The sequence below is a fragment of the Ruegeria sp. AF3 genome (assembly GCF_056536285.1).
The window spans coordinates 2,436,471-2,455,229 of the sequence record NZ_JBQFJM010000001.1; the positions used below are offsets into that span (position 1 = coordinate 2,436,471).

22 protein-coding genes are annotated in these 18,759 nt (G+C 59.0%); 14 read left to right on the top strand and 8 right to left on the bottom strand.

The features are described from left to right. Positions 1-22: 22 nt before the first annotated feature. Positions 23-649 (top strand): arylesterase, encoded by a 627-nt coding sequence (locus tag ACR3FC_RS12280; RefSeq protein WP_480476896.1) that lies wholly within the window; start codon positions 23-25, stop codon positions 647-649. Between the two features lie 18 nt (positions 650-667). Here the strand turns inward: ACR3FC_RS12280 and ACR3FC_RS12285 are convergent, their stop codons facing one another. Together ACR3FC_RS12285 and ACR3FC_RS12290 are read right to left on the bottom strand one after the other, a co-directional pair. Next, complete coding sequence (locus ACR3FC_RS12285; RefSeq protein WP_480475224.1) at positions 668-1,222, bottom strand: L,D-transpeptidase; 555 nt, start codon at positions 1,220-1,222, stop codon at positions 668-670. A gap of 169 nt (positions 1,223-1,391) precedes the next feature. Beyond that, positions 1,392-1,598 carry a cold-shock protein gene (locus ACR3FC_RS12290; RefSeq protein WP_209506380.1) on the bottom strand — a complete coding sequence of 69 codons (207 nt, stop codon included), beginning with the start codon at positions 1,596-1,598 and terminating at the stop codon, positions 1,392-1,394. 219 nt (positions 1,599-1,817) lie between these two features. On the opposite strand from ACR3FC_RS12290, the gene ACR3FC_RS12295 reads away from it, so the two are divergent. From ACR3FC_RS12295 to ACR3FC_RS12310, 4 genes are all read left to right on the top strand, one after another. Beyond that, positions 1,818-2,030 carry a hypothetical protein gene (locus tag ACR3FC_RS12295; protein ID WP_480475226.1) on the top strand — a complete coding sequence of 71 codons (213 nt, stop codon included), beginning with the start codon at positions 1,818-1,820 and terminating at the stop codon, positions 2,028-2,030. Between the two features lie 67 nt (positions 2,031-2,097). Beyond that, positions 2,098-2,568: a hypothetical protein gene (locus ACR3FC_RS12300; protein WP_480475228.1), complete on the top strand. Its 471-nt coding sequence runs from the start codon at positions 2,098-2,100 to the stop codon at positions 2,566-2,568. Between the two features lie 134 nt (positions 2,569-2,702). Beyond that, positions 2,703-3,302 (top strand): REP-associated tyrosine transposase, encoded by a 600-nt coding sequence (locus ACR3FC_RS12305; protein WP_480475230.1) that lies wholly within the window; start codon positions 2,703-2,705, stop codon positions 3,300-3,302. Positions 3,303-3,558: 256 nt separating this feature from the next. Further along, the gene (locus tag ACR3FC_RS12310; protein ID WP_480475232.1) at positions 3,559-4,341 is read left to right on the top strand and encodes a hypothetical protein; all 783 of its coding nucleotides are present in this window, start codon (positions 3,559-3,561) and stop codon (positions 4,339-4,341) included. Positions 4,342-4,472: 131 nt separating this feature from the next. On the opposite strand, the gene ettA is transcribed toward ACR3FC_RS12310, so the two are convergent. Next, positions 4,473-6,140 (bottom strand): energy-dependent translational throttle protein EttA, encoded by a 1,668-nt coding sequence (gene ettA / locus ACR3FC_RS12315; protein WP_480475234.1) that lies wholly within the window; start codon positions 6,138-6,140, stop codon positions 4,473-4,475. A 137-nt stretch (positions 6,141-6,277) separates the two neighbouring features. On the opposite strand from ettA, the gene ACR3FC_RS12320 reads away from it, so the two are divergent. From ACR3FC_RS12320 to dacB, 3 genes are all read left to right on the top strand, one after another. Next, entirely contained in the window at positions 6,278-6,748 is a 471-nt protein-coding gene (locus tag ACR3FC_RS12320; protein ID WP_480475236.1) for an MOSC domain-containing protein, read from the top strand. A gap of 32 nt (positions 6,749-6,780) precedes the next feature. Continuing rightward, complete coding sequence (locus ACR3FC_RS12325; RefSeq protein ID WP_480475238.1) at positions 6,781-7,401, top strand: nicotinate-nucleotide adenylyltransferase; 621 nt, start codon at positions 6,781-6,783, stop codon at positions 7,399-7,401. A 66-nt stretch (positions 7,402-7,467) separates the two neighbouring features. Then, entirely contained in the window at positions 7,468-8,946 is a 1,479-nt protein-coding gene (gene dacB / locus ACR3FC_RS12330; RefSeq protein ID WP_480475240.1) for a D-alanyl-D-alanine carboxypeptidase/D-alanyl-D-alanine endopeptidase, read from the top strand. A gap of 26 nt (positions 8,947-8,972) precedes the next feature. On the opposite strand, the gene ACR3FC_RS12335 is transcribed toward dacB, so the two are convergent. From ACR3FC_RS12335 to ACR3FC_RS12345, 3 genes are all read right to left on the bottom strand, one after another. After that, complete coding sequence (locus tag ACR3FC_RS12335) at positions 8,973-9,395, bottom strand: tellurite resistance TerB family protein (RefSeq protein ID WP_480475242.1); 423 nt, start codon at positions 9,393-9,395, stop codon at positions 8,973-8,975. Positions 9,396-9,497: 102 nt separating this feature from the next. Then, positions 9,498-9,872 carry an EamA family transporter gene (locus ACR3FC_RS12340; RefSeq protein WP_480475244.1) on the bottom strand — a complete coding sequence of 125 codons (375 nt, stop codon included), beginning with the start codon at positions 9,870-9,872 and terminating at the stop codon, positions 9,498-9,500. Beyond that, the gene (locus ACR3FC_RS12345; protein ID WP_480475246.1) at positions 9,869-10,606 is read right to left on the bottom strand and encodes a class I SAM-dependent methyltransferase; all 738 of its coding nucleotides are present in this window, start codon (positions 10,604-10,606) and stop codon (positions 9,869-9,871) included. The genes ACR3FC_RS12340 and ACR3FC_RS12345 overlap by 4 nt, the downstream gene beginning before the upstream one ends. Before the next feature lie 389 nt (positions 10,607-10,995). Between ACR3FC_RS12345 and ACR3FC_RS12350 the strand changes: the two genes are divergently transcribed. The 6 genes from ACR3FC_RS12350 (at position 10,996) to ACR3FC_RS12375 (ending at position 16,947) form a co-directional block, all read left to right on the top strand. Continuing rightward, entirely contained in the window at positions 10,996-12,570 is a 1,575-nt protein-coding gene (locus ACR3FC_RS12350; RefSeq protein WP_480475248.1) for a lysine--tRNA ligase, read from the top strand. Between the two features lie 48 nt (positions 12,571-12,618). Beyond that, positions 12,619-13,020 (top strand): DUF4864 domain-containing protein, encoded by a 402-nt coding sequence (locus tag ACR3FC_RS12355; protein ID WP_480475250.1) that lies wholly within the window; start codon positions 12,619-12,621, stop codon positions 13,018-13,020. Positions 13,021-13,158: 138 nt separating this feature from the next. Continuing rightward, the gene (locus ACR3FC_RS12360; RefSeq protein WP_480475252.1) at positions 13,159-15,447 is read left to right on the top strand and encodes a glycosyl hydrolase family 28-related protein; all 2,289 of its coding nucleotides are present in this window, start codon (positions 13,159-13,161) and stop codon (positions 15,445-15,447) included. Between the two features lie 140 nt (positions 15,448-15,587). Then, the gene (locus ACR3FC_RS12365) at positions 15,588-15,914 is read left to right on the top strand and encodes an antibiotic biosynthesis monooxygenase family protein (protein ID WP_480475254.1); all 327 of its coding nucleotides are present in this window, start codon (positions 15,588-15,590) and stop codon (positions 15,912-15,914) included. 64 nt (positions 15,915-15,978) lie between these two features. Continuing rightward, entirely contained in the window at positions 15,979-16,386 is a 408-nt protein-coding gene (locus ACR3FC_RS12370) for a universal stress protein (protein WP_480475256.1), read from the top strand. Between the two features lie 102 nt (positions 16,387-16,488). Next, a complete protein-coding gene (locus tag ACR3FC_RS12375; protein ID WP_480475258.1) occupies positions 16,489-16,947 on the top strand; it encodes an excalibur calcium-binding domain-containing protein in 459 nt (152 codons plus the stop codon). A 20-nt stretch (positions 16,948-16,967) separates the two neighbouring features. On the opposite strand, the gene ACR3FC_RS12380 is transcribed toward ACR3FC_RS12375, so the two are convergent. Together ACR3FC_RS12380 and ACR3FC_RS12385 are read right to left on the bottom strand one after the other, a co-directional pair. After that, positions 16,968-17,675, bottom strand: a complete 708-nt coding sequence (locus ACR3FC_RS12380; protein WP_480475260.1) for an ORF6N domain-containing protein — start codon at positions 17,673-17,675, stop codon at positions 16,968-16,970. 110 nt (positions 17,676-17,785) lie between these two features. Next, positions 17,786-18,577: a formate/nitrite transporter family protein gene (locus ACR3FC_RS12385; protein WP_480475262.1), complete on the bottom strand. Its 792-nt coding sequence runs from the start codon at positions 18,575-18,577 to the stop codon at positions 17,786-17,788. Positions 18,578-18,759: the final 182 nt, after the last annotated feature.

An 18,759-nucleotide genomic window follows, 5' to 3' on the forward strand; every position in this document is an offset into this window, starting at 1 on the left:
CACCGTATTGCGCAAGGTTTTGATGGCAAGTCCATTTGTGTTCTGCGGTTTTGCGGCCACAGCCGATCAGGTGCTGATCGCAGCCCTTGGGGACTCGCTGACGCAAGGCTACGGGCTGGTGGAAGAGAACGGGTTTGTTCCCCAGCTTGACCGTTGGTTGCAGGCGCGGGGCGCAGATGTTCGCGTTATCAACGCAGGTGTTTCGGGCGATACAACGGCGGGTGGCGCTGCGCGGGTAGAATGGACCCTGACACCCGATGTGGACGGACTGATTGTTGCCTTAGGCGGGAATGACGTGTTGCGCGGGATCGATCCTGCAGTTTCGCAAGCCAATCTGCGCAAGATACTTCAGGTTGCACGCGATACAAAGGTTCCTGTCTTGTTGATCGGAATGCAGGCGCCGGGCAACTACGGCGCTGAATACAAGCAGGCATTCGATGGCATGTACCCTGTACTGGCGCAGGAGTTTGAAGTTCTGTTTTTCAGCAGTTTCTTTGAAGGGCTTGCAGCGGAGGGTGATCCCGCGGCCGTATCGCACTTCATGCAATCGGATGGCATTCATCCAAATGCGGCCGGGGTGGCGAAGATCGTCGAAGCGCTGGGCCCCTCTGTGTTGCAACTTGTGACGCAGGCGGGCGGGGAAGGTTAGCCATCCCCGCTGTGGCGATCAGACGACCGTGACCACCGTTCCGATAGGGACCCGGTTATACAGATCGATGACATGTTCATTCAGCATCCGAATACATCCGTTTGACACCGCCCTGCCTATGGTTTGTGGCTGGGTCGTGCCATGGATTCGGAAATAGGTATCGACACCGTTCTGGAACAAATACATCGCGCGCGCGCCGAGGGGGTTATCCCCACCTCCCGGTTGGACATAGTCATTGTCCTTGAATTTTGCATAGGCCACCGGATCGCGCTGGATCATCTCTTGGGTCGGGCGCCAGGTCGGCCATTCCTTTTTCACATCGATAGTAGCGGTGCCGGTGAATTCCAGACCTGCCTTGCCGACACCGCAGCCATAGCGGATCGCTTTGCGTGGTTCGGTGACATAGTAAAGATAGAATGAACGGGGGGCGACCAGCAGCTGCCCGGGCAGGAACTGCTTTTTGATGCGCACGAATTGCGGTGTCGGATCATACTCGACCGCTTTCTTGGCGCTGGCGATGCCCGGCAGCAGCGTGGCTGCTGTTCCGGCCAGAAAAACTCGGCGTGTAATCATCGAAACCCTCATCAATTGACCAATGAAACCCAAGAACCAGTTTCATCATGATATGTTATTTGGTCAATTCTGGGGCAAGCATCACGCATCCGTGATGTGATCAATCGGCCACCTGAAACGGCAGCGGTTGAACAAAAGGGTGAGGAATTTCTCTCACCCTTTCAAGAGCTTATGCAAGCTGGATGTTGTCGGCGCTCTCGCGGCCGTCACGACCCGAACGCAGTTCGTACGTGACTTTCTGGTTGTCGGCCAGACCGGTCAGGCCCGAGCGTTCGACGGACGAGATGTGGACGAAGATGTCCTTGCCGCCATCTTCGGGCGCAATAAAGCCGTAGCCTTTAGTGGTGTTGAACCATTTTACGGTGCCTGCTGGCATATCCGTGTCTCCTGTTTGGTGCTGCCCACGGAGTTGCGGCAGCCTGGCGTCGTATGTCTGTATCGATAGACTGAGCGCCGTAGAAGGAGACAGTAGGTCGAAATAGAAAAACGTTAGCACCCTGCATATGGCATTGAGGTAAGCCTGTGGCAAGAGTGGTTTGTACGGATTGTACTAGTGCCAGAGGGCAGATAGCTTGATTTGTACAAGAATCCGCTGATGGGTTTCAGGCTGATTTTGGCGATGTTTGACAGCATTCTGGGTGCTCTGGTCACTCTGTCTGTTGACGCGCGCGACGGCAATGAGAAACCCGGACCCACAACTTTCCGGTCGGCCATGCGGAGCGATCACCACGTACCACGCCTGCGCGGGAGGGGGACACTTTTTGGTTGCAGGCACGTGTTCACGACCAGCGCCATTCTGATCGGTTGAGCGGGGGGGCGCTCACAACTGACGGTTTAAATTTGCCAATCACTATGTTTGGAAAATCAGCGATCCGATGCTATACTATTTGGCAGCCGTGGGGGCGGATATGAAAGTTGTATACACGATAACGCTGTTGTGCTGGGCCGGAGCCTCGCAAGCCCTGACTGTTCCATTTGGGACAGAGGGTTCGATGCCGGGCGCGCGTGAAGGCGCGCTCAAACTCTACAACATGTTCGAATTTGAACACGAGCTGAAGGCGCCAATCTTCGCGAAAGAGGACCCGCGCCGTAAGGAAATACGTCGTCGTCTTGTCGAGCTTGGTGGACCCAAGTATTTGCCCGAGATACTGACTGAACGGACAGAGGTCGAGGAAGAATCCGGGCCTGAGTTCTGCGAGCTGTGGTGCAAGGAGCCCGGGTCCGAAGAAACGCCGGTGGACGTGAACGTCTCGGCCGTGCCGCTTCCGGCCAGTTGGCTGCTGCTGCTTGGGGCGCTGACGGGGCTGTTCGGTGTCGGACGGCTGCGTGGCAACCGGTTCGGGTAAGCGCCGCGTCTGCAACCATCCTTGAATGCTGTGATATGGGACACCGGGGGTCGGTGGAGCATCCGACTTTCGACGGTTGCCTGCAAAGGTGTGTGTTAACCACTTGGTAGTCATACCTGCGCCACCTTGCGCGCATGAGTGATTATCGCCGCGTCCGCATTCCCGGAGCCAGATATTTCTTTACGGTTTCGCTGGCCGACCGGTCATCGGACCTGTTGATCCGCGAGGTTGCACATCTGCGCGCGGCTTTTGCCGAAGCGCAGCGGGAGCGTCCGTTTTGGTGCGATGCGCTTGTGGTGTTGCCCGATCATCTGCACGCGGTGTGGACCTTGCCGCCGGGCGATGCGGATTATTCCACGCGGTGGGGTGCGATCAAGGCGCGGTTCACCATGGATGTGAACAAGACAAACCGTAGGCCGGGCTTCAGCCCGGCACCGGTACCGACAGTTTTGCCCGTTGTGACATCCGGCAGATATGCCGGGCTGAAGCCCGGCCTACGGGCCAACAAACGCGAAGGGGCGGTTTGGCAGCGTCGGTTTTGGGAGCATACCATTCGGGACGAACGGGATTATCGTAATCATATGGCGTATTGTTGGGGGAACCCGGTCAAGCACGGGTTGGTGGAGCATCCAACCGATTGGCCGTATTCGTCGATTCATCGTGATATCCGCGCAGGCCGGGTTGATCCGGAATGGAGCGGCGGTGTGACAGACGGCGCATTCGGAGAGCCGTGATACAAAGAACACCCCGTAGGCCGGGCTTCAGCCCGGCATCCACCATTCCCCTCAGATCGATTGAAGGGTTTTGAGGCCATTCATCGGTGGATGTTGGTAAAGGTGTGGGTGTTTCGAGGGGTGCCGGGCTGAAGCCCGGCCTACCAGTTGGCGTCAGGGGTGCGAGTGCTCATCTTACGTTTGCTATCACGTCTTGAATTGCAATGCGCTGTTAGCCATCTGACTGGTGAGATCAGCAGAATCATGGAGTTATCTATTGAAAGAGAAAGATTATTTGGCGAAAGGTCATGCCCGTCAAATCGTTGAGGAGTGCCAGTTGTTTGAAGGCGATTTCCTTAGGTTTTCAGAAAAAATAATGAGAAAATTGAATTGGAAGGACAACAGCCAACGAGACCGAAAGAGATTGGTTTTGTCTCTAAGGAGACCTTTTCAAGACGAAATATTTGGATTTCAATGCCAAAAAAACTATCGCAAACTTAGATTTATGGTTGCGCACCAAGAACAGGGGGATTTTCCACGTTTAGTTTTGCGAAATCACTTTTTTGACCAAGAAACTTTGGGCCGTTGGACGCATTGCGAAAGCCCACATTCTGTCATTTCAAATCACGCGTTGCAGCGATTGTATCTAAGGGGTGGCGCAAAATCACTTAGGGAGGTTAGGGGATTTATCAGAAAAATTTCTGGATGGGTTTCAACTATAAACCTTCTAGGTCATCAGTCGACGGTGCCAATACCAACATTGGATGGTCTATTCTTTGTAAGGTTTGGGGGAAAGCAAAGTATACTAGTAACATTTATCTCAAGAGAAAAATTGTATGGAAGAACATTGAAAATTTGGGAGGATATAAATGGAGATGAAGATTTCAATTCGATTTCGCCGGATCTTTTTTCTCGAAGCGTCGAGGGCAAGAGGCCATCAGAAATCGCGCGGGCCTTTCAACTTAGTACTGTCGGGTTCCTTGGGGACATGATCAAGGAACTCGACAGGATAGTGTATGAGGAAGGACTTATGCTACATGCTGAGCTAGGCAGAAGCTAAATAGTCGAACCATCAGTACTCAAAAAGCGGCAACGGAAGGCCCAGATTTAACATCATAGTTCGTGTAGGTGGGTTTAATCGGTGTGGTCGAAGCCTACTCACTCCTGTCCTTAGAGATGTGGTTCAAACCCTCATCGCACAAACTTCTTATGCTTCAACCGCTTGGGCTCCAGTGCGTCCGGCCCGAGCCTCCGCTTTTTGTCCTCTTCATAGTCCTCGAAGTTGCCCTCGAACCATTCCACATGCGCGTCGCCCTCAAAGGCCAGAATATGCGTACAAATCCGGTCGAGGAAGAAGCGGTCGTGTGAGATGACGACGGCGCAACCGGCGAAATCGACCAGCGCGTCCTCCAGCGCACGCAGGGTTTCGACGTCGAGGTCGTTGGTGGGTTCGTCCAGCAGCAGGACGTTACCGCCCTCTTTCAACAGGCGGGCCATGTGGACGCGGTTGCGCTCACCCCCTGACAGCAGCGAGACCTTTTTCTGCTGGTCGCCGCCCTTGAAGTTGAAGGACGAGCAATAGGCGCGGGAATTAACCTGCGCGTCGCCCAGTTGGATGATTTCGGCGCCGCCGGTGATCGCCTCCCACACTGTGTCGTTGTCTTTCAGGTCGTCGCGGGACTGGTCGACATAAGACAGCTCGACCGTGTCGCCCAGCGTGATGGTGCCGCTGTCGGGCTGTTCCTGACCGGTGAGCATCTTGAAGAGCGTCGATTTACCGGCACCGTTGGGGCCGATGACGCCGACGATGCCGCCGGGGGGCAGGGCGAAATCCAGCCCTTCGATCAGTTGCTTGTCGCCCATGTGCTTCGACAGGCCCTCGACCTCGATCACCTTGCCGCCAAGGCGCTGGCCGTTGGGGATGACGATTTGGGCGCGGGTCAGCTTTTCGCGCTCGGACTGTTCGGCCAGCTCGTTATAGGCGTTAATCCGGGCCTTGGATTTGGCCTGACGGGCCTTCTGACCCTGACGCATCCATTCCAGTTCGCGTTGCAGGGTCTTCTGCTTGGACTTGTCCTCGCGGGCTTCCTGCTCCAGCCTTTTGGCTTTTTGTTCCAGCCATGCGGAGTAGTTGCCCTCGTAAGGGATGCCGCGGCCACGATCGAGTTCGAGGATCCAGCCGGTGATGTCATCGAGGAAATAACGGTCGTGGGTGACGATCAGGATGGTGCCCTTGTAATCGATCAGGTGCTGTTGCAACCAGGCGATGGTCTCGGCGTCGAGGTGGTTGGTCGGTTCGTCGAGCAGCAGCATGTCGGGCGCTTCGAGCAGCAGCTTGCAGAGCGCCACGCGGCGTTTTTCACCGCCCGAAAGGTTGGCAATGTTGGCGTCGTCCGGCGGGCAGCGCAGTGCCTCCATCGACACGTCGATCTGGCTGTCGAGGTCCCAGAGGTTCTCGGCGTCGATCGCGTCCTGCAGGGTGGTCATTTCCTCCATCAACTCGTCCGAGTAATTCTCGGCGATCTCCATGGCAATCTCGTTGAAGCGGTCAACCTTGGCCTTTTTCGCGGCCACGCCCAGCATGACGTTTTCACGGACCGACAGGGATTCATCCAGCTGCGGTTCCTGCGGCAGGTAACCGACCTTGGCACCTTGGGCGGCCCAGGCCTCACCGGTGAAGTCGGTGTCGAGCCCGGCCATGATCTTCATCAGCGTCGATTTACCCGCGCCGTTGACGCCGACAACACCGATTTTCACGCCGGGCAGAAAGCTCAGGTGGATGTTTTCAAAGCACTTCTTGCCACCGGGATAGGTCTTGGAGACACCCTGCATGTGGTAGACATATTGATAGGCGGCCATGTCGCGTCCTCTGGGTCGGGAAATTGGGTTGAAACGCTGGATATCCGAGCGGGGCGGGCGGGGCAAGCTGGTGGTTTTGTGAATTTCGTCCCGTATCTGCATGGGCTAGGTTTGCCGGGCTGTATGAGGGGCATGAAGTGGTGGAACTGGCGGAACTGATATCAGGCTGGGCGCAACCGGGGCGGGTGGAGTGGATTGGCGTCCGGCCCGAGCGGCGGGTTGGGGTGGAGGTGGTGAGGGAGGCGGTGGTCTCGGCCGATGGGCTCGACGGTGACCGGGGCCGTACGGGTAAGCGGGCGGTTTCTTTGATCCAGCGGGAGCATCTGGCGGCGATTGGGTCCTACCTGGGGCGTGGGCCGATTGCGCCCGAACCCCTGCGGCGCAATCTGGTGGTTTCGGGGATCAATCTGGCCGCGCTCAAGGGGCGTGAGGTGCAGGTGGGTGAGGCGGTTTTGCGCTTTACCGTGATCTGTGCGCCATGCAGCCGGATGGAAGAGGCGCTGGGCAAGGGCGGCTATTCTGCCGTGCGGGGGCATGGGGGATGGTGCGCCGAAGTTGTCAGGCCGGGGCGGGTTGCGCTGGGCGACGCCGTGCAACCGATTGATTGACAACCCCCCTCAGTTCTGAACATCAGCAGATTATGGAGCGGTACGACATCCCTTACGCGCGGCCCGGGCAGGTCGTTGGGTTGTTCGGCGGGTCATTCGATCCGCCGCATCAGGGCCATGTGCATGTGACGCGTGAGGCGATGAAGGCCTTTGGGTTGGATCGGGCGTGGTGGCTGGTGTCACCCGGCAATCCGTTGAAAGAGCGGGGGCCTGCGCCGATCGCGCGGCGCATGGCGGCAGCGCGGCAGGTGATGCAGCATCCGAAGGTCGACGTGACGGATATCGAGGCGCTGGTCGGAACGCGGGCAACGGCGGACACTCTGACAGCGCTCAGGCGGCTTTACCCGCAGGTGCGGTTTGTCTGGCTGATGGGCGCGGACAATCTGGCGCAGTTTCATCGCTGGAAAGACTGGCGGCTGATCATGGACACTGTGCCGGTGGGCGTGGTGGCGCGGCCGGGTGAGCGGATCTCGGCCCGGATGTCACCTGCGGCGCGGGTTTATGCGAAGTACCGGATTGACGGGCAGGCGCGGCACCTTTTGGGGCAGGCGCAGGCTCCGGCCTGGTGTTTCGTGAACGTGCCGATGATCGATGTCAGTTCGACCGAACTCCGGACACGCGGCGAATGGGGCGCAGAAGTGTTGCCGGAATAGCCCCAACGGGCGCATAATCTAACACGGTGGTTGTGTGCTTTTGATCTGTGGGATTTTAATTCGGCTATGGCTGGTCGTTTTTCACGTCGTTTATTTCTGGGGGGATTAGGGGCGTCCCTGATCCCGGCAGCGGGCCTTGCGCAGGCGCCGCTTGTATCGCTTAGGCCGCAGGCGCGCGGGGTCATATTAAGCGGTGCCGAGCGATTGGTGGCCGCAGCAGGCCTGAAGGGCGAGGTTGTGTTTGCGGTTGCGGATGTGGCGACCGGGGCGCAGCTGGAAGTGTTTGGCGAGGGCGCAAGTCTGCCCCCGGCCAGCGTCGGAAAGGCAATGACCGCGCTTTATGCGCTGGACGTTCTGGGGCCGGAACACCGGTTCGAGACCCGTCTGGTGGCGGATGGCCGGATCGAGAAGGGCGTTTTGCACGGCGATTTGATTCTGGTTGGGGGCGGCGACCCGCTGCTGGATACGGATGCGCTGGCCGCGATGGCGGCCAATTTGCGCGAGGCCGGGATTATCGAAGTGCGCGGCGCGTTCAGGGTTTACGACGGGGCGTTGCCTTATGTGTTCAGCATCGATCCCGAGCAGCCGGATCATGTGGGCTATAGCCCGGCCGTCAGCGGCATTTCCCTGAACTTCAATCGCGTCCATTTCGAATGGAAACGCGCAGGGAGTGGCTATGACATAACCATGGATGCCCGCAGCGAGCGTTATGTGCCTGCGGTGGATGTCTCGGCCATGCGGGTCGAGGATCGTAGCCTGCCGATCTATACCTATCAGGCAAGCGCGCGGCAGGATCGCTGGACCGTGGCCAAGGGCGCGCTGGGCAATGGCGGGGCCCGCTGGTTGCCGGTGCGCAAGCCCGCTTTGTACGCGGGCGATGTATTTCGCACCTTGGCGCGGTCGAACGGGATCGTTTTGAAGCGCGTTCAGGTGACACGCCAGAGCGTGCAGGGTGTCGATCTTGTGGTGCATCGCAGCGACAGTTTGGATCGTGTCCTGCGCGGGATGCTGAAATACTCGACCAACCTGACGGCCGAGATGGTCGGGCTGGCCGCGACCAGGGCGCGCGGTGTTAACCCGCACACCCTGGCGGATTCGGCAGCCGAGATGAACCGGTGGGCCGCCAGTCGTTTCGGCGTGACAGGAATCGCCATGGTCGATCATTCGGGTCTGAGCGATGCCTCGCGCATGGTACCGGAGGATTTGGTTGCGGCCCTTGTCGCAACACAGAAGTCGGGGATGTTGCGGCCCTTGATGAAACCTTTTGCACTGACCGACCGGAACGGGCGGCCCGTCAAGAACCACCCGATCAAGGTTGATGCCAAGACAGGGACATTGAACTTTGTATCCGGGTTGGGCGGTTTCCTGACGACTGCGGACGGGGTCGATCTGGCCTTTGCGATATTCACCGCCGACGTGGACCATCGCGCAACGATCCCACGCGCGCAGCGTGAGCGCCCGGACGGTGCACGCAGCTGGAACAGCAGATCGCGAAAATTGCAGCGCGCTTTGCTGGAGCGCTGGGGGTCACTTTATGGAAGCTGAAACCTGAAACCCGCCTGAAGCGGGCGTCAGACGGTATGGCGCGCCCTGGCCCCGCGCTCGATCGCGGCCGCGTGCAGGCGGTCGATGTTCAGCTCGTACCGGATTTCTTCCAGCAGGCGCAGTTCGGTTTCGGCCAGCGTTCCGTCAGCGGCAGCGACGTCACAGGCCAGAGCATAGGCCGTTTCGTTCAGGCGTTCGGGCAGGTTGTCCCGGATCAGGCCAAACAGCGCATCCAGCCCGTCTTCCTGTTCGAACAGGTCAAACACGACCTGCGACACGTGGCGCATCCGGTCGATGTCGTACCCGGCGAAGACCGGCAACATGTTCACGGCGACCTCGATCTTGACCAGCTCGGCAGTTCGGATGTTTTCGTCGGAGGCCGAGATCGCAACCATGATCGCCACAAGGCAATCCTGTGGGGACATCGGGTGGGGAACTTGCTCGGTCATTCGGTGCATCCTGCTTGGGGTTCGTCAATGGCGCAGGATAGAAGGGGGGCAGGGCAGGTTCAACATCTTGTTTTGCCCCAACTGTGCGGCAGGTTGAACCGGTCAGGTGTTCATAATCGCCATACCGCTGAGCAAAAGGCCCGCCCCGATCCAATAGCGCAGCCCCAGCGTTTCCCCGAAGAACAGCCACGAGGCGAGGGGGACCAAGACAAAGCTGAGGGCCATGAACGGATAGGCCTGCGACAGCGGCACATGCCTGAGGACGTAAATCCAGAGTATCGTTGCAGTGCCGTAAATCGCCAGCGCGACGAGCAAGAAAGGGTCGAGCAGGGTATGCAACAGCCCCATCGCACCGGTCGCGGTGCGACCCTCGATCCGCCCGCCAGCGAGTTTGAACAATACCTGTCCGACCGAAATCATGACAGGTGTCAGAAGCAGCCCGGTCCAGACCAGTGCTGTGGGTGCGGTTGCGCTCATGCAGCCTGATCCTTGAGGGGCTTTCCGGTGGATTCCTCGGCCGGTCGATCCTCGCAGTAATAGATGTCACGCCCGATATCCTCGCAGGTGTGAAGGCTGGGGCTGGGATGCACGGCGCGCAGAAAGCTGTGGGTGTAGGGAAAGAAATTGAAATGCGGGTTGAAGCTGTAGCGATATTCCCGTTCGCGCGGGACCACGATGATAACCCGCTTGCGCGCGACCCGGCGCAATTCAGCGATGGCACGGCGGTAATCCAGCAGATGTTCGATCACATGGGTGCAGATGACCGTGTCGAAACTGTTATCCTCAAAAGGCAGGTCTTCGATCCGGGCGGCAACATATCTGATGTTTTCGATGGCTTCAGCGTCATCGATAACGAAATCGACACCGGTCATGGCCGTGATGTCCAGGCGCAGGGCGCGGATGCGTTGCAGCAGAGCCCCGGTGCCGCAGCCGACGTCGCAGATGCTGTTGCCAACAATGTCGCTGGCGATCCGGTCAATGCAGGCGTCGGAATTGTCAGTACCATCATGCACGCGCGGGTGTTCCCGGTAGAGCGTTTCGTATTCTTCGTCCGTCAGAAAAGGCGCGCGTTCGCGGAACGCTGCCAGCCGGGTAATGTGTTCCCCCCAGACACGGCGCGCAAGCCAGTGAAAAGCGGCGCTGTCGCGAAGGATCGGCGGGACGATATCCTCGAGCACAAAGCGGATCAGGTTGGTGGTTTCGCGTCGCATCTCGTTTCCTTTGGTCCGGGGAGGTTTCCCGGCGTCTTTCCATCGTAGCACCGCAATGCAAACACGTGAAATATCCGGGTCAGGTCAAAGCCTGTCGCCCGTGTCTTTTATGTTTCGCGCGCCAAACCCATCTTATGAGTGTGGCTGGAGTAAGGCTTGCGGATGGAAAAACCGGTACGGGATTGCGGACGCTCCGGGCGTGGATCAGAGGCTGAGGGCGGGCAGTACAGTCATTTAGCGGCAAAACCCCGTGACAAGGCGGTTTTCCACGGGTTCCGGGCAGTTAAAACACGGGTGCTTTATTGACTCATGCTGCACTGGCACAATAGGAGGAGCCGGTCGGGTTGCGTGGTGCAGCCGCGACCGTTTCCCCAATGGAGCACATTGAAATGTCTGAACTGCGCGAAACCGCGATGTCGTCCAAGGCCTGGCCCTTTGAAGAGGCGCGCCGGTTGCTTAAACGCTATCAGAAAGGTGCTCCGGAAAAGGGGTATGTGCTGTTTGAAACCGGATACGGCCCGTCGGGCCTGCCGCATATCGGCACGTTCGGCGAGGTGGCGCGGACCACAATGGTCAAGCGCGCCTTTGAAGCGCTGTCGGATATCCCGACCAAGCTGATCTGTTTTTCGGACGATCTGGACGGGATGCGCAAGGTTCCCAGCAACGTGCCGAACCCCGAGGCGCTGGAAGAGCATTTGCAGCGCCCGCTGACCTCGGTTCCTGATCCGTTTGGCGAATTTGACAGCTTTGGCGAACACAACAACGCGATGTTGCGCCGGTTCCTTGATACCTTCGGGTTCGAATACGAGTTCTACTCGGCACGCGACTTTTATCGCTCGGGCCAGTTCGACGAGATTCTGAAGCGTGCGGTTGAACGCTACGACGACGTGATGGCCATCATGTTGAAAAGCCTGCGGGAAGAACGCCAGCAGACCTATTCGATCTTCCTGCCGATCCACCCGGAAACCGGGCGGGTTCTGTATGTGCCGATGAAAAAGGTCTGCGCCGAAACCTATACCGTTACCTTCGATGATGAAGACGGCAAGGAATGGACCGTTCCCGTCACCGGCGGCAACGTGAAGCTGCAATGGAAGCCGGATTTCGGGGCGCGCTGGGCGGCACTGGGCGTTGATTTCGAGATGTACGGCAAGGAACACGCGACCAACGAAAAGATCTATGACGGGATCTGCCGGGCCTTGGGTGGCCGCGCGCCCGAGCATTTCAGCTATGAGCTGTTTCTGGACGAGAACGGACAGAAGATTTCGAAATCGTCGGGCAATGGTGTGTCGATTGACGAATGGCTGACCTATGCGCCGACCGAGTCGCTGGCTTATTTCATGTACCAAAAGCCCAAGACGGCCAAGCGGATGCATTTCGACGTGATCCCGAAAGCCTATGATGAGTATCATCAGCAGCTGCGCGCCTATCCGGGGCAGGACCTGAAGGCCCAGTTGAACAACCCGGTCTGGCATATTCACGGCGGCGACGTGCCGGAATCGACCCTGATCGTTCCCTTTGCGATGCTGCTGAATCTGGCATCGGTTTCCGGTGCCGAAGACAAGGAGGCGCTGTGGGGCTTTATTCGCCGCTATGCGCCCGAGGCAACGGCAGAGAGCCATCCCGATCTGGACAAGGCTGCTGGTTTCGCCGTGCGGTACTTCAACGATTTCGTCAAGCCGACGCGCAAGCATCGCGCGCCGACGGATCAGGAGCGCGAGGCGCTGGAAGCGCTGAAAGCGGCGCTTGAGGCGTATGATGGCCCGACCGAGGATGAAGCGTTGCAATCGGTGGTCTATGCCATCGGCCGCGAGCGGTTTGATCCGATGAAAGGATGGTTCTCGGCGCTTTATGAGGTGCTGCTGGGGGCCTCGCAAGGGCCGCGCTTCGGGGGTTTTATCGCGCTTTACGGCGTGCCCGAGACCATCGCGCTGATCGACAAGGCACTGGCCGGAGAGCTGGTCTGATTTGACCTGAACCGGCATGGGGCTATCCTTGGCACAGGAGGTGGCCCCATGCGTCGATTATTGCTTGCATTATCCCTGAGCGCCGGGCTGGCGTCGGGCGCGTTTGCGCAGAGTGCCGAGATCGAGGCCAATATCGCGGCGCAGATACAGGCCTTCCGGGCGGATGACTTTGCGACCGCCTTCACCTTTGCCAGCCCCAGCATCCAGCGTCTGTTTCGAAACCCCGACAATTTCGGCGCGATGGTGCGCAATGGCTATCCCATGGTCTGGCGTCCTGCCGATGTGCGTTTTCTGGAACTGCGCGAGGTTGATGGCGCGCTGTGGCAGAAGGTGATGATTACGGACGGTAACGGGCGGGTGCATCTTCTGGACTATCAGATGATCCCGCTGACGGAAGGCTGGAAGATCAACGGGGTGCAACTGTTGGGTGCCGCTGACCCTGCGGCCTGAGGCAACACCACCGTCACGGTGATATGAGCCGTGATTAATTCCTTTTCGATATCCAGACTGTCGCGTTCGGGGCGGACCTGAACACGGGGTTTGGACGCGTCGCCGGATTTGCGCGACGCGATTGGGAAAGGGTTTTCAATGAACAAGGCAATCACCGACGGCATCGTGTTCATGCCGCCTCAATTCGCGAATGGTCTGACGGTTTGGTCTGCGGGGGACGGAACACCCGGATCGCCCACATATGGCGGGTCCGGCACGGGCGTATTTGTTCCGGCGGATGCGGATTTTGCCGGTTGTCTTGAAATCCTGAAGGTCAACACAACGCAGCAATTGCGTTACATGGGGCAGACGCCGATCCTGCCCGGTTGCTATTTGCAGATCAAAGCCCGGGTCAAGGCGATCAGTGGCCCGTTGCCGTCGGTGCGCATCGCAGCCTGGGCCGGTGGCGCGGGTGATGTGCATGTGGCCGGTCTTGTGGAACAGGGGCCTGCCACCCAGCTGTCGGGCTATGGCACGGTACACGAGATCACCGCGATTGTCGGCACCGGCCAGCGCCCGGGCGTGGACATGTCCTGGGGGCTTGCCGCCCTTTACGGGCATTTCGGCCTGGATATCGAAGGGGCCAACGGCGCGCTGGTGCGTGTCGATGATCTTGAGATCACCGATGTCACCGGGTTCTTTCTGCGCGAGATGATCAGCCTGGTCGATGTGCGAGACTTTGGTGCCGTTGGTGACGGTGTGACGGATGACTCGGTTGCGTTTGAGGCGGCGGATCAGGCGGCCGGTGGCCGCCGGGTCTTTGTTCCGCAAGGCACCTATCACCTTGCGGAAAACACCAGCATCGATGCGGAGATTGAATTCGAAGGCACCGTCACCATGCCGGATGACAAGATGCTGTTGCTGACCAAGGATTTCCATCTGCCCGCATATATCGAGGCGTTCGGAGATGAGGAGCTGGCCTTCAAGAAGGCGTTTCAGGCGCTGCTGAACAACTCGGACCACGACTCGCTGGATCTTGGCGGGCGCAAGATTTCCGTTTCCGCGCCAATCGACATGGCCGCTGCGGTTCCCAACAAGCAAAGCGGCTTTTCCACGCGCCGCGTGATCCGCAACGGGCAGTTCGATGTCAAAAGCGGTACCGCCTGGGACACCGAAACCTTCACCTCTGTCGCCACCTATGACCCGTCGGACAAGACACGCCTGACCAATGTCGCCAATGTGGCCAATATTCCCGTGGGATCGCTGGTTGAAGGCAGTGGTGTCGGGCGTGAGGTTTACGTGCGCTCGAAAAACATAGGTGCCGGTGAGATAACCCTGAGTGCACCCATCTATGACGCCGCCGGTACCCAGACCTTTACCTTTCAGTCGTTCAAATACCTGCTGGATTTCAGCGGTTTCGATACGTTGCGGAAATTCGGCATGGAACAGATCGAGTTTCAGTGCAACAGCCGGTGCAGCGGTATTCGTCTGGCGGCCTCGGGCAGTACGTTTTCGTTGAAAGACTGTTTTATCAGTCGCCCGAAGGATCGGGGCCTGACCTCGACCGCGACGGGGTGCAAGGGGCTGCTGATCGACAATTGCCAGTTCTTGTCCTCAGAAGAAGCGCTTGACGTGACGGACCGGAATTCCATCGGGCTGAACACCAACTCGAACGATGTGAAGCTGCGTCACAATCAGGCGGTGCGGTTCAAGCATTTTGCCGTTCTGGGCGGCGGTACCAACTTGGTTCTGGGCAACCATTTCTTTCAGGGCGACGGCATCCCGCAGGGGGTCCGTACCGCAGGGCTGATCATGATCGGCACCTACAACACCTCGACCATTGCCGAGAACTATGTCGACAACTGCTTTATCGAATGGACCAATGAACGGGATGCGGCGCCCACCTATACCAGCGGGTTTTCGTTCAGTTCGATGAGCATCACGGACAATATCTTTTTCTCGAGCGATGCACCGGCCTGGTTCAGCTATATTATCATCCGCCCCTATGGCGCTGGCCATTACCTGAATGGCGTGACGGTGACCGGCAACAAGTTCCGTGCCACCAGCGGTTCGATTGATCGGGCGGAACGGGTCGATACATCTTTTGCCGATCTGGACAATAACAGGCATTCGAACGTGACCTACGAGAACAATACCTATCACGGGATTGCCAAGAGATCATCGAACCCGCTGCGCGTCCGCAGCCAGCAGAACTCGGTCGCGAATGTCTGGTCTGTTTCGGCAAACGGGGAATTGCCATTTGGCGGCAAGGCGCGCGGCTGCGATGGGGTCACTGCCATCGGGTCGCTGACCGGGGTGTTCAACAACCTTGTCTATTCGGTCCCTCATGTTTTGACCGAACAGGGGGCCAGTGGTGACAGTCTTATTCTGCGCTGGCCGGATCACCTGAAAGGCGAAGTCTCGGTCACGATGCGCATGGAGCGTTGAAACAGCGGCTGGTCGCCCATACCGGGTGGCCAGCCGCCTGACAAACGGGCGCAGAAAAGCGCGGATTGGCGCAGCGGCAAGGAAATAGGCGACGTTTCAATCTGATGTGCTAGGCTTGGGGAAAGAAATGGAGAATCCCGATGCCGAAAATCGCCAAAAACGCCAGTGTTCAGACAGTTATCACCACGTTTGAAATGACGCCCGGCACCTGTCAGGACCTTTTGGAGGCGCTGACCGACGCCTATTCCGAGTTCATCTCGAAGCAGCCCGGCTTTGTTTCTGCCGGGCTTCATGTGAATGATGCGCAAACCCGGATTGCCAACTATTCGCAATGGCAACGCCGCGAGGATTTCCTGGCCATGCTGCGGACCGCCGAGATGCGCGACCGCAACCGCAAGATCAACGAGCTGTGCAAGAGCTTTGAGCCGGTCATGTATGACGTTGCAGAGACATTTGGCTCTACCTGACCTGAATCAAAGCCCGCCGTGCATGTCTGTTTCAAAGTAAGCCTGCAAAACGGAGGCGCATGCTATGTATCACAACATTCTCGTTCCGATCTCTTTCGATGCTGAAAGAGACACGTCCGGGCCGTTGAAACTGGCCCGGGTTCTGGCCACGCCGGACGCGCAGGTCACATTGCTGCATGTGGTTGAGCATATTCCAAATTATGCAATCTCGTACATGCCGTCCGAATATCTGACCGAGGCCCGAAAGGCGATTCAGTCAGAGCTTGATACGCTGGCGTCGCAATTGCCGAATGCCACGGGCGTCGTGATCGAAGGGCATTCCGGCCGGACCATTCTGGACTGGGCCGAGGCGCATCACCCGGACCTGATCATCGTGGCCTCGCACCGGCCGGGGATGCAGGATCTGCTGCTGGGATCCACCGCGTCCCATATTGTGCGCCACGCCCCTTGCGCGGTGCATGTGGTCCGGTGACGGCCGGGCATCACTGACAGTAAGCCGCGTTGTGCCTGTGCGGGCGGCGGTTTCGGGCCGGGCCAGATTTTTTGAACCCGGTGGAACTGTGTTGCCTCGGCTTTGCCACATATTGCCCTTATGGGTCTGGGCATGTTGTTCAAGAAACCAACGCAGGAAGCACCTGATCTGAACCCGCGCTCGGCCAAACGACACCAGCGCGCCGAGGCGGCGCGGCGGCAGGCGCTGTCCCCGCTGCGGATACTGGTCATGGTTCTGCTGCTGCCGCTGACGACCGCGCTGATTGCCACGGGCGTCTTTCTGCGCACCTCGGGCTATGAGCGGGACGAGGCGGTGATCCACCTGATCGCGCTGGCGGGATGTGATGCGACACAGGCCATGGGGATCGGGCCATTCCGCGCAGGGCAGCCGGGCTATCATGAGCGCAACGACCCGGATGGTGACGGGGTGGCCTGCGGGTATGCCGAGCTGGAGCTGCCACGCGCGACCACCGTGCAGGCACAGGACCAGCCGAAGCCGCGCGAACGGTCGGTGGGAAGCGCCAAGTTCGTGCGCCCCTGAATTCTCGGGGCGGGAAAGGGCTAACCTTTCATCGCCTGTAGCAATTCCAACAACCCTTTGCGGTCGTCGTCACTGGCATAATCGCCGGTGGCCAGCCGTTCGGCGATACGCAGGCGCAGGCGTTCCTGTTGAGTGCGGACCTCTTCCCCGGCGGTTTCGGCCAGCGTCTTCATGATCACCGCCACGGCCTGTTGGCGTTTGGTGGTGGGGTTGGCGATGTAATCGACAAGGCTCTGCTGGCCGGAATCGAGGATGTTTTCAGCCAGTTCGCGCAGTTGGTCGCCATTGGGCAGCAGCGGGGCAGGGGCCTGTTCGGGGGGCAGGATTTCCGGCACGCTGCGCGGGGTCTCGGCCAGGGCGTTCGCGCCATCGACAAAGGCTTCGGTGATCATCCGCGTGATCTTGATCGCGCGCGGGTCCTTGAACAGGGCCGAGGCGATGGCCACGCCGTAATCGGTATAGACCCACGGATTGACCCGCCGCCCGCCGCGGCCTTTGGGTTTTGAAATCACATTCTGTGATTGCAAATCGGCAACCTCGGCATCGGAAAGCTGAAAGCGGTAGCCTTCGAACAGGTTGGTGTTGCGCGAGACGGCCTGATTGAAGGCACTGACGGATTTTCCGTAGAACTGCGCCAGATCCTCGGCCAGCACCACGCGGGTGCCGCGCACCCTGTGAATGGCACTTTGGACCTCATGCGAGCTGGGCAGGTTTTTCGGGTTCGTCATGGCAGCCGTTTGGAATCACAATTTGTGATTTCAAACGTGGAGGAGGGTGGGGCGGGGTGCAAGGGTGGAGTGTGGGGATATCCCTGCCCTAAACCTGATAAACCGCGTGCTCAGCCGGGCGTATTGCGCAGATAGGCAAAGCGATAGGCAAGCGCGACGCCGCCTGCGCCGCCGACAATATTGCCGATCGTGACCCAGAAGAGGTTACCCATGGCCGCGCCAAAACCGAGGTCGGCACCCGCAAGCGCGCCCTGCGGCAGCAGGTACATATTGGCGACGGAATGCTCGAGCCCCAACAGGACAAATGCTGCAATGGGCCAGAGTACCGCCATGACCTTGCCCACCACCGATCTGGCCGCGAAGCTCAGCCAGACGGCAAGGCAGACCAGCGCGTTGCACAGAACGCCGCGCGTAAAGGCTTGGGTGGCCGAGAGGTCGGCCTTGCCATTTGCGATTGCTGATGCGGTGGCCCCCATGGGCCCGTCCAGCAAACCGGTTGCAGCGAAGGCCAGAGCCAGCGCGATGGCCCCGGCCAAATTCCCGAGATACACGAGGCCCCAGTTGCGCAGCAGGGCGCGCGGCGAGATTTTCCGGTCCACCGCCGCGATGGTCATCAGGGCATTTCCGGTGAACAGCTCGGCCCCGCCGACGACCACAAGGATCAGGCCCAGCGAGAACACGACCCCACCCAGAAACCGGGCTGGTCCAAACCCCGGGTCAACGCCGGTCATGACCATGGTATAGGCGGCCCCGCCGAAGCCGATGAACACGCCCGCGAGAATCGCCAGAGTCAGTGTCTGGCTGACCGTGAGATGTGCCTTGGCAACACCGGCGGTTTCAACCAGCTCGGCGATCTGGGCGGGTTTGTAGGCGTCAATTCCGGTTGGGTTCTGTGTTTGCATGGGACCCACTTTGCCGACGCATTCGCGTTTCGACATTGATTGGGATCAAGCATCCATCGGTGCAAAAACAACCGCACTGGGGGCGAGGCTGCAACCCTGAAGGGACAGCCGCCCGGATGCAGTGCGGTGTATGGTTGAAAATCGGCGCAAATCGCCGGTATCAATGCGAGATTTCGGACCGT

Bases quoted from the DNA above. Each gene is read 5' to 3' on its own strand.
- ACR3FC_RS12385 (WP_480475262.1), bottom strand. From the start codon at position 18,577: ATGCAAACACAGAACCCAACCGGAATTGACGCCTACAAACCCGCCCAG.
- ACR3FC_RS12295 (WP_480475226.1), top strand. From the start codon at position 1,818: ATGGGTTTCAGGCTGATTTTGGCGATGTTTGACAGCATTCTGGGTGCT.
- ACR3FC_RS12325 (WP_480475238.1), top strand. From the start codon at position 6,781: ATGGAGCGGTACGACATCCCTTACGCGCGGCCCGGGCAGGTCGTTGGG.
- ACR3FC_RS12285 (WP_480475224.1), bottom strand. From the start codon at position 1,222: ATGATTACACGCCGAGTTTTTCTGGCCGGAACAGCAGCCACGCTGCTG.
- ACR3FC_RS12345 (WP_480475246.1), bottom strand. From the start codon at position 10,606: ATGCGACGCGAAACCACCAACCTGATCCGCTTTGTGCTCGAGGATATC.
- dacB (WP_480475240.1), top strand. From the start codon at position 7,468: ATGGCTGGTCGTTTTTCACGTCGTTTATTTCTGGGGGGATTAGGGGCG.
- ACR3FC_RS12305 (WP_480475230.1), top strand. From the start codon at position 2,703: ATGAGTGATTATCGCCGCGTCCGCATTCCCGGAGCCAGATATTTCTTT.
- ACR3FC_RS12280 (WP_480476896.1), top strand. From the start codon at position 23: ATGGCAAGTCCATTTGTGTTCTGCGGTTTTGCGGCCACAGCCGATCAG.
- ACR3FC_RS12360 (WP_480475252.1), top strand. From the start codon at position 13,159: ATGAACAAGGCAATCACCGACGGCATCGTGTTCATGCCGCCTCAATTC.
- ACR3FC_RS12350 (WP_480475248.1), top strand. From the start codon at position 10,996: ATGTCTGAACTGCGCGAAACCGCGATGTCGTCCAAGGCCTGGCCCTTT.
- ACR3FC_RS12340 (WP_480475244.1), bottom strand. From the start codon at position 9,872: ATGAGCGCAACCGCACCCACAGCACTGGTCTGGACCGGGCTGCTTCTG.
- ettA (WP_480475234.1), bottom strand. From the start codon at position 6,140: ATGGCCGCCTATCAATATGTCTACCACATGCAGGGTGTCTCCAAGACC.
- ACR3FC_RS12335 (WP_480475242.1), bottom strand. From the start codon at position 9,395: ATGACCGAGCAAGTTCCCCACCCGATGTCCCCACAGGATTGCCTTGTG.
- ACR3FC_RS12355 (WP_480475250.1), top strand. From the start codon at position 12,619: ATGCGTCGATTATTGCTTGCATTATCCCTGAGCGCCGGGCTGGCGTCG.
- ACR3FC_RS12370 (WP_480475256.1), top strand. From the start codon at position 15,979: ATGTATCACAACATTCTCGTTCCGATCTCTTTCGATGCTGAAAGAGAC.
- ACR3FC_RS12290 (WP_209506380.1), bottom strand. From the start codon at position 1,598: ATGCCAGCAGGCACCGTAAAATGGTTCAACACCACTAAAGGCTACGGC.
- ACR3FC_RS12300 (WP_480475228.1), top strand. From the start codon at position 2,098: ATGCTATACTATTTGGCAGCCGTGGGGGCGGATATGAAAGTTGTATAC.
- ACR3FC_RS12365 (WP_480475254.1), top strand. From the start codon at position 15,588: ATGCCGAAAATCGCCAAAAACGCCAGTGTTCAGACAGTTATCACCACG.
- ACR3FC_RS12380 (WP_480475260.1), bottom strand. From the start codon at position 17,675: ATGACGAACCCGAAAAACCTGCCCAGCTCGCATGAGGTCCAAAGTGCC.